This window comes from Collinsella sp. BG-O-102, from assembly GCF_023656745.1.
Classification (GTDB): domain Bacteria; phylum Actinomycetota; class Coriobacteriia; order Coriobacteriales; family Coriobacteriaceae; genus Collinsella.
The window spans coordinates 103,443-121,916 of record NZ_JAMOKO010000001.1 but is presented as its reverse complement, the minus strand read 5'-3'; the positions used below and the strand labels follow the sequence as shown (position 1 = coordinate 121,916).

Here is an 18,474-nt window from a genome sequence, read left to right as displayed (position 1 = left end):
GGCCCTTAGGCCATACGGATGGCGACGAGACCATTCTTGGCACCCGGGACAGCGCCCTTGACCAAGATGAGGTTCTGCTCGGCATCGATGCGGACAACGGAAAGGTTCTTGACGGTAACGCGCTCGTTACCCATGTGACCGGCCATCTTGACGCCCTTGAGGACGCGCGCAGGATAGGCGCACTGACCGATAGAACCGGGGTGACGCTGGAAGTGAGAACCATGCGTCATAGGACCGCGGCGCTGACCCCAGCGCTTGATGCGACCCTGGAAGCCCTTACCCTTGGAGGTACCGATGACGTCGACCTTCTCGACATCAGCGAAATCAGCGACGGTGACGACCTCGCCGACCTTGTGCTCCTCGCCGTTCTCGACGCGGACCTCACGAAGGAAACGGACAGGCTCGACGCCAGCCTTGGCGAAGTGACCAGCCATGGGCTTGTTCACGTTCTTGGCCTTGATGTCGCCGAAACCGATCTGGACGGCGTCATAGCCGTCGGTTGCCTGAGTTTTAACCTGCGAGACAGCGCAGGGGCCAGCCTGGATGACCGTGACGGGAACGACGTTGTCGTCCTCGTCCCAAACCTGGGTCATGCCAATCTTGCGGCCGAGAATCATGCTGATCAAGATATGATCCCAACTCTCGCGTGGTCTTGGGACAATGCGTACACCACCGAGCGTACGCCCCTAGAGGACCACTACTTACACGACGTGCTCCCCAGTCTTGTATTGCGTCCGGACTACCTGACAACCCTATTAAGCAGGCATTTTGTCCAGCCAGAATACTCCCCTGGTTACACACAGCTGTTTAGTATACACGGCTGCGGGCGTATCCATCGAGATTCATATTTCACTCACATTGTTTACGCAGGTAAAGTGCGTGGAGTCGCCTGGGCTTGGCAGAGGGGCGGCGAAATATATTAAGTTTGCTGCTCTACAGTCCTGCGCAAGACGGAAAGCACATTAAGTGCTTTCCTTTGCGTGCGGAACTCGCGACAAACTTAATACATTTCGCCGCCCCTCTGCCAAGCTCGGGAGACGACACGTTAATTTCTGCTAAACCTTGCTCGCTCAGCTAATTACTTTGTTGAGGGTCCACTATTTGCTGGAGGGAAAACTTGCATTGCATTGGCTCGCCTTCTGCTTGTGGCTTTTCCTCGTCAAAATCGAAGATCATGATGGCGCAGTTGGGGAGTTTTGCTGGGAGTTCGAAGCCTTCTGGGGCTGCAGCCTTGATGAATTGGCGGCTGGCGCTGCCGTGGCTTACTGCTAGGAGGGTTTCGATGCCCTCGGAGCCCATGAGATTGGTGAGGGTGTCTACCATGCGCTCTTGCAGCGCGCGGCTTCCTTCTCCTCCGAAGGGGACCAGATCCTCGCCGGGATCCCAGACGTCGGTAGGTAGCGCGTCGTGCGGGCCCTCTTCGAAGGAGCCGTAGCAGCGTTCGATGATGCCTTCGCAGGGCTCGGCAGCGGCGTCCGGACCGAGGAGTTCGCATGCGACGAGACTTGCCGTGTCCATGGCTCGGCCTAAGGGTGATGAGATCACTTTGTCGGGGACGACGCCGTTGGCTTTGAGCCACGCGGCGGCTGCCTGTGCCTGTTGACGGCCCAGGCTGGTCAGCGGTGAATCGCAGCGGCCCTGGACCAGCTTTTTGACGTTGAATTCCGTCTGGCCGTGGCGGAGTAGATAGAGACGCTTCATGCTCTCCCCTTCTGCTTCAGTTACCTTGCCGGCACAGCCCTACTCGTGGGTATGGCCGACATAGTCCTCGTCGATCGTAATTTTGGCAATCGACTTGGGATATTCCGATTCGACCCGTTGTGCCAGCGCGCGCTTTACGTCTTCGGCACTCATCTGCAGATCCGAGGGTCGCACGCAGTCAAAGATCACGTTGGTGTGCGTAGGGCCCGGCACGCAACGCAGATCGTGAATCGAAAGGCGGCTATCAATCTCCTGGGCCATTGCGTTGATGCGCAGGCGCATGCTCGCCAGCTTGGGGTCATCGGTCACGATGGGATCGTAATGGAGCGTGACGATCATGCCGTCCTCGTCCCTAAACGACTGCTCGATGTTATCGAGCGTGTCGTGGCTTTCCAGTGGGCTGGCCTCGGCCGCCATCTCGGCGTGCGCACTTGCAAACTTCCTGCCCGGACCATAATCGTGAACCATAAGGTCGTGGACGCCCAAAACACCGGGGTAGCTCATGATCTTGTCTCGGATATGTTTGACCAGCTTGGGATCGGGCGCCTGGCCCAAAAGCGGGCTCACCGTATCCTGGATGAGCTCAAAACCACTCCAGCCGATATAGGCGCCAACGGCAAGGCCGACCCAAGCATCAAGATTGATGCGCGTCACCTGCGAAACAATTGCGCACGCTAACACGGCGCCTGTGGCAAGGACATCGTTTTTGGAATCCTGAGCGGTCGCACGCAACGTCTCGGACTCAATGCGGTCACCGAGCTTTTGGTTGAGGGCCGCCATCCACAGCTTTACGACCATCGAAAGCACTAGAACTGCCACCAGGGCAAGCGAAAACTCGACAGGTTCCGGGTTGACGATACGCTCAACCGAGGACTTCACCAGTTCGATGCCAATAAGCAGCACGAGCGCCGCCACAACCAGACCCGAGAGATACTCGTAGCGGCCATGTCCGTAAGGATGCTCGGGGTCGGCCGGCTTGCTCGCCAGCCTAAAGCCCAGCACGCTCACGATATTCGAGCTGGCATCGGACAGGTTGTTCATGGCATCCGCCACGATCGAAACCGATCCCGACAGCACGCCAATTACGCCCTTCGCAGCACAAAGCGCAACATTGGCGAGAATACACACCACGCCCGTCAACGTGCCCACGCGCGCACGGTCGCCCTGCGCACGACGAACAATCCACTCAACCATCTATATCCGCCCCCACGGTACTACCTATATATCTATTGCTCAAACGGATTGTAGTGTAGCCACTTTGCCCCACAGATACAAAAAGGCCGCAACCCACACGGGCCACGACCTTGGAACATGACAAAGAAATCGCCCTTTGTCGCACAGGTTTACGCATTTACTTCGACCACGCTCTTCGAGGTTTCGGGTGAATCGGCTTCGTCTTCTGCCGCCTGCCCCCTCGCCGGCACCACGCCAAAGCAGTAGCTCAGCGCCGCAGACACCGCAAATGCCACACCTCCGGCAGCACAGCACCACAGCAGATTCGAGATGCCGCCCGTGGCAAAGCCAATGACCATGAGGACATTCGTCATGCCGATGGTATAGGCCGTAACGTGGCCCACGGCCGCAACAAGGCCTCCGACGGCGCCGCCAATGGCCATGCACGTCAGGCACCTGCCATATTTAAAGCCGCAACCGTACAGCGACGGCTCGCTTACGCCGCCAAGCACGCCCGAGATCGAATAGCCCAGCATGAGCGCCTTCTCGTCCTTATCCGCAACGCGGAGCGACACGCCAAAGGGCATGCCCCAAACGGCGAACGTTGCCATCGTCGCGGCGATCAAGATGCACGAATCCGTTCCCACACTCATAAACTGCGCATAGGCAAGCGATAGGACAACGTTGCTGACGCCCGCGATCTTAAGGAACTCCCAACCCGCGGCAAGCCCCATGAGCGTGAGCAGCGACACGATGCCACCGGAATTGCCAAGCATAAACATAAGCTGGCCCAACAGCATGCCCAGATAGCTGCCCGCCGGCGCCGTAATACACAGCGAAACCGGAACCATGACAAGCATGGTTGTAAACGGAACGAACGAAAACGCCACGGCCTTAGGGATAATGCGCGAAAAGAAACACTCCACTCGCCATAGCACAGGCACCGAGATAAGGACCGGAATAACAGTCGTCGTGTAATCGTTGACCGGCGCGGGAAGCAGACCATACACGGAAGTCATCGATGCCCCCGTCGTCGATGCGGCATCGACGAGCTTAAGCAGATCGGGCGCAATCAATACGCCGCCCAGCATCATGCCCAGCTGCTCCGAGCAACCGAGCTGGCGGGCGGCCGCCCAACCAAGATAAATGGGCAAAAAGTAGTAGCCGGCGTTATAAAGCCAACTGTAGAACAGGCGATAGATTTCGGAATCGGCCGACCACAGGCCCAGCATGCCTTCGCCCATAATGACGGCGACGGTGCGGAACAACGCCGCGCAGACAATAAAGGGCAGCGCCGACATCATGCTTTTGGACAGATAGTCCACCACGGCCATGGCGTTTGATGAGACCGTCGTTGTAAACGAGGTGTTAGAAACTTGTGACATGGAACGCCTTTCCCAATGTGACATACGGGCTGCCCCTTTGTCACATCGTGCGGTACCGACCGATTGTGCGGTACTTTTCATAGCGGAGGTTTGTGAGGGTCGCGTCGTCGAGCTGCCCAAGCGTATCGAAGGCATCAAATGCCGAAGACATGACGGCACCGGCGATCTCCTCATGCGACAGGCCCCTATCGTCGACAATGCCGTCGATGATGCCGAGCGCCAGCAGATCGGGGGCCGTGAGCTTAAGCGCCTCGGCGGCCTCATTCGCGCGCTCGGTATCCTTCCACAGGATCGACGCGCAGGCCTCGGGACTCACGACCGAATAGGCCGAGCTCGAGAGCATCAGGATGCGGTCGGCCACGGATAGCGCCAGCGCGCCACCAGAGCCGCCCTCGCCTGTCACCACCGAGACAATCGGCGTCTTAAGGCCGCTCATCTCCATGAGATTCTGGGCAATCGCCTCGCCCTGGCCGCGCTCCTCGGCACCGATGCCGCAAAACGCGCCCGAAGTATCGACCAGGCACAGAACCGGTCGACCAAACTTTTCGGCCTGACGCATAAGGCGACGCGCCTTGCGGTAGCCCTCGGGATGCGCCATACCAAAGTTGCGGCGCATGCGCTCTTTGGTCGTGGTGCCGCGTTCGATGGCGATGACCGTTACGGGGCGTCCGTCTTTCCAGCCAATGCCAGCCACCACAGCGGCGTCGTCGCCAAAGTAGCGGTCCCCGTGCAGCTCCACAAATCCATCCAGGCCCAGCGAGATCATCTCGCCTGCCGTGGCGCGATCTGCCGAGCGGGTCTGCTTGACAATCTCGAGCGCGGTTTTTGGTACGGCCGAGCGCTTGAACAAGTGTCCCAACTTTTTGCCGCGGCGACCCGTATGCACGATCTCATGCGGTGCCCCCAGGCCGGGCGCGTGCCCTTCGTGCAGCGCCAGCAGCTCGCCTACCGTGAGCGCAATCTCGCCACGCGGAACAACGGCATCGCAAAAGCCGTGCTCCAGCAAAAACTCGGAGCGCTGGAATCCCTTGGGCAGGCGCTTGTGCATGTTCTGCTCGATCACGCGCGGGCCGGCAAATGCCGTCAGGGCATCGGGCTCGGCCAGGATAATGTCGCCCTCCATGGCAAAGCTCGCGGTCACGCCGCCAGTCGTGGGGTCGGTGAGCACCGTGATATACAGGCCGCCCGCCTCGCTGTGGCGCCTAACCGCCGCAGAAATCTTGGCCATCTGCATAAGCGATGTCACGCCCTCTTGCATGCGCGCACCGCCCGAAACGGTAAAGCCGACAACTGGCAATCCCATCTCGGTCGCGCGCTCAAATGTGCGACAGATCTTCTCGCCCACCACGGAACCCATCGAGCCCATCATAAAGTTGGCGTCCATAAAGAAGAGAGCTGTATCGCAACCGCAGATTTTGCCCCTGCCGCACACAACGGCATCGCGCTCGCCCGAACGCTCGCTCACGCTCTTGAGTTTGTCGGCATAACCGGGAAACGAGAGGAAGTCCTCCGACGCCAGATTAGCATCCCATTCCTCAAACGTGCCCTCGTCGACCGTCATGCGCATACGGTCGCGCCCGCTCACGCGAAAGTGCTTGCCGCAACGAGGGCAGACCTCGAGGTTGTCGTGCAGGCGTGCCTCATCGATTACGCGGCGGCACTCCGGGCACTTGATAAACACGTGGCGCGCGGGAAACTCGGCGCACGACTCGGTCATCGGTCCCTCGAGGACGTTGACCGTCTTCGCTTTTCTATTCATCAGCATAGAGATGCCCCATCAGATCGGTGTGATACATGCCCGACAAGAACTCGTCGTTTGCCAGCACGTCGAGCTGAAGCTCGCTGTTTTCGCTCACGCCCTCAATCACGAGCTCGCCCAGGGCCGAGCGCATCTTGCGAATGGCGCCGTCACGCGTGGGCGCACACACGATGAGCTTGCCGAGCATGGAGTCGTAGTACGGCGGAACGTTCGCACCGGTAAACATGGCGGAATCCCAGCGCACGCGCGGACCACCCGGCACGCGCAACGCGGTGACCGTTCCGCATGACGGCAGAAAGTCCGGCGTTTCGGCATTGATGCGGCACTCCATGGCGTGGTTGCGAACCGGCATGTCCTCCTGCTCAAAGGGCAGAGGCTGGCCGGCTGCCACGCGCAGCTGCCACTTGACCAAGTCGGTATCGGTCACAAACTCCGTAACCGGATGCTCCACCTGCAAGCGCGTGTTCATTTCCATAAAGTAGAAATTGCCGTCGTCCGAATACAGGAACTCGATGGTACCGGCTCCTTCGTAGCCGACGGCACGAGCCAGGTCACGCGCCGCCTTGTGCATGCGAGCACGAATGTCGTCGTGTCCGTCGAGACACGGCGCGGGGCTCTCCTCGATCAGCTTTTGGTTGCGACGCTGCACCGAGCACTCGCGCTCGCCGAGCGAAAACACATGGCCCTGCTTATCGGCCATAATCTGCACCTCAACGTGGTGCGCCGGCGCGACGAACTTCTCCATGTAGCACTCGCCGTCGCCAAAAACGGCCTCGCCCTCGGCACGCGCCTCGATGAACGCCTTTGCCGCATCTTCCACGCGCTCGACTTTACGAATGCCGCGACCGCCACCGCCTGCACGCGCCTTAATGAGCACGGGACAGCCAATGCGCTCGGCCTCGGCCGTTGCCTCCTCGGGGCTTTTGAGCAAATCGCAGCCCGGCACGATGGGCACGCCCGCGGCAGCGGCCGTTCGGCGTGCGGCGTCCTTGTCGCCCATGCTGTCGATGACCTCGGCCGAGGGACCGACAAACGCCAGACCGTACTTGTCGCAGTCGCGCACGAAGCTCGCCTTCTCGGAAAAGAAACCGTAGCCAGGATGGATCGCCTTTGCCCCCGACTTTACGGCACAGGTGAGCACAGCATCGTCGTTGAGGTAGCTCTCGGCAAGACGCGGGCCGCCGATGCAATACGCCTCGTCGGCAAGTTGCACGTGCAACGCGTCCGCATCGGCCGTGGAATAAACGGCGACGGTCTTGATGCCCATATCGCGGCACGCGCGGATAACACGGACCGCGACTTCGCCGCGGTTGGCGATGAGCACTTTGTCGAACATGAAGCCTTCCTTAACTTTCGTGCATGAGTGCAAAAGACATATCGGCGCGGCAGCAAACCTCACCGTTGACGCTCGCGGTACCCGTCGCAAAGCGGAACGGCCCGCGCGCACGCGTGATGGAGCACACCAGATCCACCGTGTCGCCCGGGCGCACCGGACGCTTAAAGCGAACCTTGTCCAGACTCGTGTAGAACGGCGTCGCGCCGCGCGCCTCCTCATCGCCCATCAGCAGCACGCAGCAGTTCTGGGCGAGCATCTCGCACTGAATCACGCCGGGGACGACCGGGTTTCCCGGAAAATGCCCCTGCAAAAAGTACTCGTCGCCCGTGATCGTAATCTTGCCGTGGGCCTCGTCGCCCACCAGCTCGGCCTCGTCGAGCAAAAGCATCGGCTCGCGATGCGGCAACAGCTTCTTGAGCTCTTCTTTGTTCATGGATATCACCTATCCGATCCTCATGAGGCAGCTGCCAAACTCCACGAGGTCGCCGTCGGCCACGCAGATCTCGAGCACCTCACCGTCTGCCTCGGCCGTCACCTCGTTGAGAACCTTCATGGCCTCGATGATGCAGAGGGTCTCGCCGGCCTTGACCTTGGAGCCCACGCGCACAAATGGCTCGTCGCCCGGCGCAGGGGCAGCATAGAAGACGCCCACCATGGGAGCAGTCACCTCGGTGCCCTTGGGCTCCGGCGCGGCGGCAGGTGTCTGCGTGGCGGGTTCCGGTGCGGCAGGCGCGACTGTGGGAGCTGCAACTTGAGCGGCCATGGCGCTCGGCATAGGCATGGGCACGGCAACCGGCTGCGCCACACTCGCGCGCTCGAGTTCGACCGCGGTGCCATCGGGCTCCTCAACACGTACGCGCGTAAGGCCGCGGTCCTCCATCACATCGGCTATCTCGGCAAGTCTTTTGGAATCCATGCTCTAGCTCCTCGTATATCTACGCAGCGCGATGGCGGCGTTGTGCCCGCCAAAGCCCAGGTTGGTCGAAAGCGCCCAGGTAAGGTCGGCGCGAACCGCTCGATTAGGCGTGTAATCAAGATCGCAGGCGGGATCGGGCGTGTGGTAGTTAATGGTCGGGGGCACCACGCCCTGCTCGAGCGCCATGGCACAGGCCATGACCTCGATGGCACCCGTGGCACCGATCATGTGCCCGGTCATCGACTTGGTCGACGAGACGTGTGCGGCGCGTGCCGCGTCCTCGCCGAGCGCCCGCTTAATGCCTGTCGTCTCGGACGAATCGTTGAGCTTGGTCGAGGTGCCGTGGGCGTTGATGTAGAGACCCTCGGAAGGCTTGACGTCGCCCTCGGCTACCGCCAGCGATATCGCACGGGCAATGCCGGCGGCATCGGGGTCGGGACTCGTAATGTGATAGGCATCGTCGGTGTTGCCGTAGCCCACGACCTCGGCATAAATGTGCGCACCGCGCGCCTGCGCATGCTCCATGCTCTCGAGTACCAGCACGCAGGCGCCCTCACCCATCACAAAGCCATCGCGGTCTGCGTCGAACGGGCGGCAGGCCGTCGCGGGATCGGGGTTGGTGGTCAATGCGCGGCAGGACGTAAAGCCTGCAACAGCATCGGGGATAATGGCCGCCTCGGCACCGCCCGCGAGGATCGCGTCGGCATAGCCGTGCTTAATAGCACGGAACGCCTCGCCCACCGCATGGGCCGAGGTCGCGCACGCAGTCACGACTGGCAGGGTCGGTCCCTTTGCCTTGTGACGGATTGCGATATTGCCCGATGCCATGTTGGGGATCATCATCGCGATCATGTAAGGCGATGCGCGGCGGGGCCCACGGTCGGCAATCGTATGGACGTTGTCGACGAGCGTCTGCATGCCGCCCACGCCCGACCCCACGTAAACGCCCAGGCGCTCGCGATCGATGGCGCCTTCGGCATCAAAGCCCGCATCGTGCATTGCCTCGTCCGAAGCCACCAGCGCAAACTGAACGCAGGGGTCCAGATGCTTGGCGTCGCGCTTGCCAAAGTACTCGTTGCCGTCAAAGCCCTTGACTTCGGCCGCCACCTTGACGGTAAACGCATCGGTATCAAAGTGCGTGATCGGGCCGATGCCACAGGTCCCGGCGCACATGGCCGCCCAGGTGGCAAGCGCGGTGTTGCCGAGCGGCGATACGGCACCGATGCCGGTGATTGCAACTCTCTGTTCCATCATGGTCTCCTCATCCAAGCCGTTCTTCGGCCCTGGTTTCTACATCGCCATTCCGCCGTCGACGCGCACGACCTCGCCCGTAATGTAAGCAGCCGCATCGCTCGCTAAAAAGCGCACCACGCCGGCCACTTCCTCGGGACGTGCCATGCGCTTAAGGGGAATCTGTTCCTCGGTTGCCGTACGCACCTTCTCCGAGAGCTTTGCCGTCATATCTGTCTCGACAAACCCGGGAGCGACCGCGTTCGCTCGTACGCCACGAGGCGCAAGCTCGCGCGCCACCGCCTTGGTAAGCCCTATCACGCCCGCCTTGGAAGCAGCGTAGTTGGCTTGCCCGGCATTGCCCATCAGGCCCACGACCGAGCTCATGTTGACGACGCAACCGCCGCGCTGGCGCATAAAGGTCTTGGTGAGCGCGCGCGTCATATTGAATGTTCCCTTGAGATTGACATCGAGCACGCGATCGAATGCGTCATCGCCCATGCGCATGAGCAGGCCATCGCGGGTGATGCCGGCGTTGTTGACGAGCGCCCAAATGGAACCAAAGTCGTTGAGGACCGCTTCCACGCACGCGTTGACGGCAGCGGGATCGGCCACGTCGCATTGATATGCGCGTGCCGTGGCGCCAACCGCCTCACAGGCTTCGCACGTCTTGCGCGCCGCATCGACGCTGCCGGCATAGACGACGGCGATATCAAAGCCGTCCTCCGCCAGACCGACAGCGCAGGCGCGGCCGATACCCCGCGAGCCGCCCGTGACCAGTGCCACGCGACGTGAGTCGTTGCGCTCGAGCGCGCCGTTGTTCAAGTTGCCCATGTCATTCCTTTCGGGTTACAGCCCTGTGGACTATGCGAGCTCGTCGGCAATAGCTGCGACCTGCTCGGCCGTTTCGCACGAATACACGCGAACGTCGCTCAGCGTACGCTTGACCAGGCCCGACAGCGTTTTGCCAGGGCCGACCTCAATAAACGTGTCGATGCCCTGATTCTGCAGAGTATGCAGCGTGTCGACCCAACGAACGGCATGACTCACCTGATTGGCCAAGACATCCGATGCCGCTCGCGGGTCCGCCGGATAGGGCGCCGCCGTCATGTTTGCCATGACCGGAATCAGCAGCGGTGACGGCGCGTGGCCGGCTTGGATATACGTCGCCAGCCCCTCAGTCGCCTCGGCCATATAGGGGCTATGAAATGCGCCCGACACCGCGACTTTCATAGCGCGGCCGCCAGCCTCTTTTACTAGGACGTCGAGCTCCTGCAGCGCCTCGGGCGCTCCGGCAACAACCGTCTGCTGCGGACTGTTGTAGTTGACCGGCCAGCAGTCCTCGCCGGCCTGTTTTGCCAGGTTCTCGACTTGCGCCGCATCGAGCTTGATGACGGCGCGCATGCCGCCCGGATGGCGCTCGGCAGCCGCGGCCATCAGCGCCGCGCGCTCGCACACGAGCTCAAAGCCCGCTCGCGTATCGAACGCCCCCGCAAAGGTGAGCGCGGCGACCTCGCCAAGCGAAAAACCCGCACAGGCGGCAGGTACCACGCCGCGCTCACGCAGGGCGGCAGCCGCTGCCAGATCGTGAACGAACACGCACGGCTGCGTGTTCTCGGTCTGCGAGAGTTCCTCCTTGGAGGCGCTTCGGCACTGCTCACTGGTCCCCGGGCGCACCTCGTCGACAATGGCGAACACCTCGGCGGCCGCCGGCGATGCCTCGATCAGGTCGACGCCCATCGCGGGGTGCTGGGCGCCCTGGCCGGCAAACAGAAACGCTACGCCACCCATGCGCACGCACCCTTCAGGACGTGCTCGGCGCCATCGACTAGGTCGTCAACGATTTCACGTGCACTTTGGCGCTCGTTGACCATGCCGGCAATCTGTCCACACAAAAACGAGCCCTCTTCGTAATTGCCGTCCTTGGCGGCCTTGCGAAGGGCGCCCGTGCCCATGGCCCCGAGCTCCTCGACGCTTACGCCCGCCGCCTCGCTCTTGGCGTAGGCGTTAGTGAAGGGGCTCTTGAGGGCACGCACCGGGTGTCCCGTCGAGCGGCCGGTCGCACGCGTCGAGGTGTCGTTGGCCTTCAGGACCATCTCCTTGTACTGCTCCGATACGGTGCACTCATCTGCGATCAGAAAGCGCGTACCCACCTGCACGCCGGCGGCGCCCAGCATAAAGGCGGCCGCCACGCCGCGGCCATCGGCGATACCGCCAGCCGCAACCACGGGAATATCGACCGCATCGACAACCTGTGGCACCAGTGCCATCGTCGAGGTCTCGCCAATATGGCCGCCTGATTCGGTACCCTCGGCAACCACGGCAGTGGCTCCACGACGCGCCACGAGACGCGCCAGCGCCACCGAGGCAACGACCGGGATGACCTTGATGCCCGCCTCGTTCCACGCCTTCATGTACTTGGTGGGATTGCCGGCACCCGTCACGACGACCGGCACCCGCTCGTCAATCACGACCCGCGCGACCTCGTCGGCAAACGGGCTCATGAGCATGACGTTGACGCCAAAGGGCTTATCCGTCCTGGCGCGCAGCTCATGAATCTGGTCGCGCAGCCAGTTGGCGTCTGCGTTCATGGCCGCGATAATGCCTAAGCCGCCTGCCTCGGACACGGCAGATGCCAACGAGGCGTCGGCAATCCAGGCCATGCCACCCTGGAACACGGGCTTTTCGATTCCGAGCAAATCGCAGAGAGGAGTCTTGAGCATCTCTACTTCTCCAATGCCGCCTCGACCGTATCGGCGAACTCGCCGACCGTCTTGGGGTTCTCCTCGGTATCGAGCTGGATGCCAAACTCGTCCTCGACGGCGACGAGGATCTCGACGGTGCCCAGGCTGTCGAGACCAATCTCCTCGAGCGTGGACTCGGGCTTCATCTCAACGTCGTCAAGACCAGCGGTCTCGCGGATAACGTCGCAAACGCGCTCGAAGGTCTTCTGATCTGCCATGGTAGTTCTCCTTTGGTTGTGCCCTAGGGCGTTTTTATTTCCTATGTGCGACTACTTCCAACGAAGCAGATAGCCACCTATATCCAGACCGGCGCCAAATCCAACCAAGGCGATCGTGTCGCCCGTGTGAAGTGCACCGGCGTTTGCCAGCCGGTCGAGGGCAAGCGGAATGCATGCGCTCGAAATGTTGCCGGTCTCGCGCAACGTGCGAACCACACGCTCGTCCGGCACGCCCAGACGCTTGACCGCCTGGCTCAGGATTCGTTCGTTAGCCTGATGGAATACAAAATGATCGATGTCTTCGACCAAAATGCTCGCATCGATCGCAAGCTTATGGACCGTGTCACAGATGGCGTTGACGCCGAACTTGAACACGCGGCGGCCATTCATGGACAGCACGCTCGCGCTATCTGCGGAAGCCTTAAACGGCGAGGTACCGACCAGACCGGGAACGCGCAACGTCTCGACGTCGGGCGCCGTCGAAAGCTCAACGGCAAGGGGGTTGTCTCCCCCAGCTTCAATCACTGCGGCGCCTGCCCCATCGCCAAATAGCACGCAGGTGGCACGGTCGGTCCACTCGAGCGCGCGCGTCATCTGCTCGGCAGCAACAACAAGCACGCGCTCGGCACGGCTGCGGGCGATATAGCCCTCGGCGACATCGAGCGCAAATACGAAGCCGGCACAAGCCGCCGAGACATCGAAGGCAGGGCACGTCGCGCCTAGTCGCTCAGCAACGGCACACGCCTCGGCGGGAACAAGGTGGTCACCCGTCGTCGTCGAGCAGACGATCAGATCCAGCTGGCTCGCGTCGATTCCGGACACCTGGAGTGCCCGCTCGCTCGCTGCTACGGCAAGGTCGTCAAGTGACTCGGTGGTGCAGACGTGGCGGCTCTTGATACCTGTGCGAGTAAAAATCCACTCATCCGAGGTATCGAGGAACTCAGACAGCTCGTCATTGGAAACACTGCGCTCAGGAAGTGCCGAACCTGTTCCAAGAATCGTGAAACCCATCACTAACCTCCTTTGAGTTGTTGACGTGTTTACATCGACCAAGAGAGGATAACGCATTTCAGTCTTTGTTGACGTGTTAACATTAAATTGTCCAAATGCGACAAAGGCTTCACATTGTGTCTATCTCTCGACACCATTGCGTCATTCACTTATTCAATAAGGAGGTAGCAGCCGCTATGGATGCCCAATTAACGATTGTCGATGTAACCGGATCGACCAACGATGACCTGCTCGAGGCAGGAAAACAGGGTGCGCCGCACGGCACAGGACTTGCCGCCCGCGCGCAAACGGCAGGACGCGGCCGGCGCGGCCACAAGTGGGATTCAACCGCCGGCAACCTATTGCTTTCGATTGTCCTGCGTCCATGCGTTAATCCCGCAAAGTACTCTGGTCTTGCCGCCGTCAGCGGCCTAGCGGTGCTCGAAGCACTCGAAAAGCAAGGCCTTGCAAGCGAAATAGCCCTCAAGTGGCCCAACGACCTGGTCGCGCGAGGACGCAAGCTCGGCGGCATTCTGGTCGAGGCCGTACGCGATAACGAAGGCAAACCTTTCGCCGTCTGCGGCATTGGTGTCAACGTAAACTACACGCCCCAAGAGGTGCCCGATGGCGGCCTGGCGGCAATTGGCCTCTCGGACCTCAACGAGAGCGTTCCCGCCGTCGACATGCTCCTCGATGAGGTCTATCACGCAGTTATAGACGCTGTAGATACCTGGGCAGAGCGCCTCAACGCCATGGAAGAAAACGCCGGACCGCTCGCGCCCGTCCACGACGAATATGTCGCACACCTCAATTGGATTGGGGAGCACGTTATCGCCCGCTCCCCCGCTGGAGACGAGCTGGCACGCGGCATATTTAGAACGGTCGACGATTGCGGCCGCGCAAGCATTGAGACCGAGAGCGGCTTGTGCGTCTTCCACTTCGAAGAAGCGTCCTTGCGCCCCCTGAGCGAATAGGGCGCCGCAGCCATCAGCTCGGCAGACGAATTCGCTATCCCAAAATCTAAACTCAAAACAAAAGAGCCCCGCTACCAAGATGGCAGCGGGGCTCTATAAGCTATGAGCGATATCGCTTAGAGCTTGATGTCGATGTCGACGCCAGCGGGGAGGTCGAGACGCATGAGCGAATCAACGGTGCCCGAGGTGGGGTCGAGGATGTCGATGAGGCGCTTGTGGGTGCGCATCTCGAACTGCTCACGGGAGTCCTTGTTCACGTGCGGCGAGCGGATAACCGTGTACAGGTTGCGCTCGGTGGGCAGGGGGACAGGACCGGAAACGCGAGCGCCGGTCTTCTGAGCGGTCTCGACGATGAGCTTCGCGGACTGATCGACGACCTCGTGATCATAGCCCTTGAGGCGAATGCGGATCTTCTGGGTAGCCAACTTAAACCTCCAAAGAGTGCGAGAGGTGTTCTCGCAGGATTACGTAACAGAGAGCTCGAACTTAGGCGTTCTTGCTCATGACCTCGTCCACGATGGACTTGGGCGCGGGCTCATAAGAGTCGAACTGCATCGTGTAGGATGCACGGCCCTGGGTCTGGGAGCGAAGGTCGGTAGCGTAACCGAACATCTCGCCCAGCGGCACCTTGGCACGGATGAGCTTGCTGTTCTTGCGATCCTCCATGCCCTCGATCTTGCCGCGGCGACCGGAGAGGTTGCCCATAACGTCGCCCATGTACTGCTCGGGGGTCTCGACCTCGACAGCCATGATCGGCTCGAGCAGCTGCGGATCGGACTTCTTGAGGGCGTCCTTGATAGCCATGGAACCGGCGATCTTGAAGGCGGCCTCGGAGGAGTCGACCTCGTGGTAAGAACCGTCGAACAGGGTGACCTTAACGTCGAGGACCGGGAAGCCGGCGATAACACCGGTGTTCAGGGCCTCCTGGATGCCCTTGTCGATGGACGGGATGTACTCCTTGGGCACGACGCCGCCGACGATAGCGTTGACGAACTCGTAGCCGAAGCCCTCCTCCATCTTCTCGAGCTTGATGACGGCGTGGCCGTACTGACCGCGGCCGCCGGACTGACGGACGAACTTGCCCTCAGCCTTCTCGACGTCGTGACCAGCGGTCTCGCGGTAGGCAACCTGGGGCTTACCAACGTTAGCGTCAACCTTGAACTCGCGGAGCAGACGGTCGACGATGATCTCGAGGTGCAGCTCGCCCATGCCGGCGATGATGGTCTGGCCGGTCTCGTGGTTGGTGGACACCTGGAAGGTCGGGTCCTCCTCGGCGAGCTTGGTCAGAGCCAAGGACATCTTGTCCTGCTCGGCCTTGGTCTTGGGCTCGATGGCAACGTCGATAACGGGCTTAGCGAACTCGATCTTCTCGAGGACGATCTCCTTGCCCTCGGCGCACAGGGTGTCACCGGTGGTGGAGTTCTTGAAGCCGACGCAAGCGACGATGTCGCCGGCGGCAGCGTCGTCACGGTCGATACGCTCGGCGGCGTTCATCTCGAGGATGCGGCCGAGGCGCTCGCGCTGACCGTTGGAAGCGTTGACCACGTAGGAGCCGGACTCGGCGCGACCGGAGTAAACGCGGACGTAGGTGAGCTTACCGACGAACGGGTCGGTCATGATCTTGAAGACCAGGCCGGAGAAGGGCTCGTCGAAGGAAGGATGACGCTGGATCTCCTCGCCGGTGTCCGGATCGGTACCGGTGACGGCCTCGACGTCGAGCGGGCTGGGCAGGTAGTCGACGACAGCGTCGAGCAGCTCCTGAACGCCCTTGTTCTTGTAGGCGGAGCCCACGAAGACGAGGTTGAGCTCGTTGGCCAGAACACCCTTACGCAGAGCAGCCTTGAGCTCCTCGACGGTGAAGTCCTCCTCCATGAGGATCTTCTCCATGAGCTCGTCGTCAAAGCTGGCAGCAGCGTCGAGGAGCTCCTCGCGCTTGGTGGCAGCGATGTCGGCGAACTCAGCCGGGATCTCGTCCATCGGCTCGGGGTAGGTCATACCCTTCTCGTCGGCCTTGAAGTCCCATGCAGTCATGGTGACCAGGTCGATGACGCCCCAGAAGTTGTCCTCGGCGCCCATCGGGACCTGAGCGGCCACGGCGTTAGCGTCGAGACGATCCTTCATGGTCTCGATAGCGTTGAAGAAGTCAGCGCCCACGCGGTCATACTTGTTGATGAAGGCGATGCGGGGGACGTTGAAGGTAGAAGCCTGACGCCAAACGGTCTCAGACTGGGGCTGAACGCCGGCAACGGCGTCGAAGACGGCGACAGCGCCATCGAGGACGCGCAGGCAGCGCTCGACCTCGGCGGTGAAGTCAACGTGGCCCGGGGTGTCGATGATCTGGATGCGGTAGTCCTTACCGTCCTTGTTCCAGAAGCACGTGGTAGCAGCGGAGGTAATGGTTACGCCGCGCTCCTGCTCCTGAACCATCCAGTCCATGGTGGCAGCGCCCTCATGGACCTCACCGATCTTGTGGGTCTTACCGGTGTAGTAAAGAATACGCTCGGTCGTGGTGGTCTTACCGGCATCGATGTGGGCCATGATGCCGATGTTACGGGTATCGGAAAGCTTGTACTTAGGCTTAGCCATGTTAGTTCCTTACCTTAACTTACCAACGATAGTGAGAGAACGCGCGGTTGGCCTCGGCCATCTTGAAGACGTCCTCACGCTTCTTGACGGAAGCGCCCAGGCCGTTGGAAGCGTCGAGGATCTCGTTGGCGAGACGCTCGGCCATGGTCTTCTCCTTGCGAGCGCGGGAGAAGTTGACGATCCAGCGGATACCCAGAGCGGTGGAACGACGGGAGTTGACCTCCATCGGGACCTGATAGGTAGCGCCACCGACACGCTTGGGCTTAACCTCGAGCGTGGGCTTGACGTTGTCCATAGCCTTCTTGAAGGTAGCGAGAGCGTCGCCACCCTCGGACTTCTCGGCAACGATCTCGAAAGCGGTGTAAACGATGCGCTCAGCGGTGGCCTTCTTGCCGTCAAGAAGGACCTTGTTGATGAGCTGAGTCACCAGGCGGTTGTTGTAAACGGCGTCAGGCTGAACCTCACGACGATTAGCTGCTGCACGACGCGGCATGTGAAATCTCCTTAAGTGTCTACCGTGCGGCGCTTAGGCGGCACACGGCGAAAGTATCAAAACGTTATCTGGCTTATTTGGCCTTGGGGCGCTTAGCACCGTACTTGGAACGGGCCTGCATACGGTTCTGGACCGGAGCAGCGTCGTAGGCGCCACGGATGACGTGATAACGGACACCAGGGAGGTCACGGACACGACCGCCGCGGACGAGCACGATGGAGTGCTCCTGCAGGTTGTGGCCCTCACCCGGGATGTAAGCAGTAACTTCGATGCCGTTGACAAGGCGAACACGGGCAACCTTACGAAGAGCCGAGTTCGGCTTCTTGGGGCTCGTGGTGAAGACGCGGGTGCACACGCCGCGCTTCTGGGAGTTGTGCTGCAGAGCAGCGTTCTTGGACTTCTTGGGCACGGAACGACGGCCCTGGCGAACCAGCTGGTTAATAGTAGGCAAAGCGTACTCCTTCTCGAATGATTCCAGCTTTCTGTAAAGTGCAACGGCTTGAATCGAGGGGTCAGCATCCCCCTACGAAACACGCAGTTCGATAGGATACGTGGCGTTAGCTGTGCCGTCAACAGACCACGCCGCCGGGCGTATCCTTAAATAGCCACATTTCCGCAAAGCCTACACAAAAGGAATCCCCTCCTGTGCGCTGGGAGGATTCCCGGACCGGGTGGCCCAGGTTTTAAGTTTGCTGCTCTACAGTCCTGGCTCGCACGGAGGCCACATTAAGTGGCCTCCGGCTCGTGCGGAACTCGCGACAAACTTAAACCGCAGGCCGCCCGGTCCGGGAATCCGACATGCTCGGCGGGGCAACGCCACCTGCCAAAAAGGGACAGGTTTATTTTGGTCGGTTTTATCTGGGGAAACGTCGCGCTCCAGCGGTGATCTGCTCTCATCTGTCGCATGGAAATCGGCGGCGTTTCCATTTAACGCAAAAGAGGCCGCTTCCCCTAGTAGGAAGCGACCCC

Annotated in this window: 19 protein-coding genes; 1 reads left to right on the top strand and 18 read right to left on the bottom strand. The window is 61.0% G+C overall.

What is annotated here, in order from left to right:
• Nucleotides 1–5: 5 nt before the first annotated feature.
• The 14 genes from rplC to NBH09_RS00490 form a co-directional block, all read right to left on the bottom strand.
• Complete coding sequence (rplC, locus tag NBH09_RS00555) at nucleotides 6–626, bottom strand: 50S ribosomal protein L3 (RefSeq protein WP_035137484.1); 621 nt, start codon at nucleotides 624–626, stop codon at nucleotides 6–8.
• Between the two features lie 448 nt (nucleotides 627–1,074).
• Nucleotides 1,075–1,701, bottom strand: a complete 627-nt coding sequence (locus NBH09_RS00550; RefSeq protein ID WP_250786761.1) for a histidine phosphatase family protein — start codon at nucleotides 1,699–1,701, stop codon at nucleotides 1,075–1,077.
• A 39-nt stretch (nucleotides 1,702–1,740) separates the two neighbouring features.
• Nucleotides 1,741–2,895: a cation diffusion facilitator family transporter gene (locus tag NBH09_RS00545; protein ID WP_250786760.1), complete on the bottom strand. Its 1,155-nt coding sequence runs from the start codon at nucleotides 2,893–2,895 to the stop codon at nucleotides 1,741–1,743.
• Between the two features lie 149 nt (nucleotides 2,896–3,044).
• Nucleotides 3,045–4,259, bottom strand: coding sequence for a PTS sugar transporter subunit IIC (locus NBH09_RS00540; protein WP_250786759.1), 1,215 nt, complete (start codon nucleotides 4,257–4,259; stop codon nucleotides 3,045–3,047).
• Between the two features lie 40 nt (nucleotides 4,260–4,299).
• The gene (accD, locus tag NBH09_RS00535; RefSeq protein WP_250786758.1) at nucleotides 4,300–6,024 is read right to left on the bottom strand and encodes an acetyl-CoA carboxylase, carboxyltransferase subunit beta; all 1,725 of its coding nucleotides are present in this window, start codon (nucleotides 6,022–6,024) and stop codon (nucleotides 4,300–4,302) included.
• Entirely contained in the window at nucleotides 6,011–7,354 is a 1,344-nt protein-coding gene (locus tag NBH09_RS00530) for an acetyl-CoA carboxylase biotin carboxylase subunit (protein WP_250786757.1), read from the bottom strand. Before NBH09_RS00530 ends, accD begins: the two co-directional genes overlap by 14 nt.
• Nucleotides 7,355–7,364: 10 nt before the next feature.
• Nucleotides 7,365–7,787, bottom strand: a complete 423-nt coding sequence (gene fabZ / locus NBH09_RS00525; RefSeq protein WP_099432064.1) for a 3-hydroxyacyl-ACP dehydratase FabZ — start codon at nucleotides 7,785–7,787, stop codon at nucleotides 7,365–7,367.
• Between the two features lie 9 nt (nucleotides 7,788–7,796).
• Nucleotides 7,797–8,270, bottom strand: a complete 474-nt coding sequence (gene accB, locus NBH09_RS00520) for an acetyl-CoA carboxylase biotin carboxyl carrier protein (RefSeq protein ID WP_117629227.1) — start codon at nucleotides 8,268–8,270, stop codon at nucleotides 7,797–7,799.
• Nucleotides 8,271–8,273: 3 nt separating this feature from the next.
• Entirely contained in the window at nucleotides 8,274–9,521 is a 1,248-nt protein-coding gene (gene fabF / locus NBH09_RS00515) for a beta-ketoacyl-ACP synthase II (RefSeq protein WP_117563765.1), read from the bottom strand.
• Between the two features lie 39 nt (nucleotides 9,522–9,560).
• Nucleotides 9,561–10,334 (bottom strand): 3-oxoacyl-[acyl-carrier-protein] reductase, encoded by a 774-nt coding sequence (gene fabG / locus NBH09_RS00510; protein ID WP_089572490.1) that lies wholly within the window; start codon nucleotides 10,332–10,334, stop codon nucleotides 9,561–9,563.
• Nucleotides 10,335–10,364: 30 nt separating this feature from the next.
• On the bottom strand, nucleotides 10,365–11,291 hold the full coding sequence (locus NBH09_RS00505) for an ACP S-malonyltransferase (protein WP_117757103.1): 927 nt from the start codon (nucleotides 11,289–11,291) through the stop codon (nucleotides 10,365–10,367).
• Complete coding sequence (gene fabK / locus NBH09_RS00500; protein WP_117563768.1) at nucleotides 11,279–12,223, bottom strand: enoyl-[acyl-carrier-protein] reductase FabK; 945 nt, start codon at nucleotides 12,221–12,223, stop codon at nucleotides 11,279–11,281. Before fabK ends, NBH09_RS00505 begins: the two co-directional genes overlap by 13 nt.
• A gap of 2 nt (nucleotides 12,224–12,225) precedes the next feature.
• A complete protein-coding gene (locus NBH09_RS00495) occupies nucleotides 12,226–12,462 on the bottom strand; it encodes an acyl carrier protein (protein WP_006235019.1) in 237 nt (78 codons plus the stop codon).
• A gap of 51 nt (nucleotides 12,463–12,513) precedes the next feature.
• Nucleotides 12,514–13,473 (bottom strand): 3-oxoacyl-ACP synthase III family protein, encoded by a 960-nt coding sequence (locus NBH09_RS00490; RefSeq protein WP_055309399.1) that lies wholly within the window; start codon nucleotides 13,471–13,473, stop codon nucleotides 12,514–12,516.
• Between the two features lie 176 nt (nucleotides 13,474–13,649).
• Here NBH09_RS00490 and NBH09_RS00485 point away from each other — a divergent pair, with 176 nt between their 5' ends.
• Nucleotides 13,650–14,426, top strand: a complete 777-nt coding sequence (locus NBH09_RS00485) for a biotin--[acetyl-CoA-carboxylase] ligase (RefSeq protein ID WP_250786756.1) — start codon at nucleotides 13,650–13,652, stop codon at nucleotides 14,424–14,426.
• A 116-nt stretch (nucleotides 14,427–14,542) separates the two neighbouring features.
• On the opposite strand, the gene rpsJ is transcribed toward NBH09_RS00485, so the two are convergent.
• From rpsJ to rpsL, 4 genes are all read right to left on the bottom strand, one after another.
• Nucleotides 14,543–14,851: a 30S ribosomal protein S10 gene (rpsJ, locus tag NBH09_RS00480; protein ID WP_022094184.1), complete on the bottom strand. Its 309-nt coding sequence runs from the start codon at nucleotides 14,849–14,851 to the stop codon at nucleotides 14,543–14,545.
• Nucleotides 14,852–14,912: 61 nt separating this feature from the next.
• A complete protein-coding gene (fusA, locus tag NBH09_RS00475) occupies nucleotides 14,913–17,012 on the bottom strand; it encodes an elongation factor G (protein WP_022094183.1) in 2,100 nt (699 codons plus the stop codon).
• A gap of 19 nt (nucleotides 17,013–17,031) precedes the next feature.
• A complete protein-coding gene (rpsG, locus tag NBH09_RS00470; protein ID WP_006235013.1) occupies nucleotides 17,032–17,505 on the bottom strand; it encodes a 30S ribosomal protein S7 in 474 nt (157 codons plus the stop codon).
• A gap of 73 nt (nucleotides 17,506–17,578) precedes the next feature.
• Nucleotides 17,579–17,956 carry a 30S ribosomal protein S12 gene (rpsL, locus tag NBH09_RS00465; RefSeq protein ID WP_006235012.1) on the bottom strand — a complete coding sequence of 126 codons (378 nt, stop codon included), beginning with the start codon at nucleotides 17,954–17,956 and terminating at the stop codon, nucleotides 17,579–17,581.
• Between the last annotated feature and the right edge of the window lie 518 nt (nucleotides 17,957–18,474).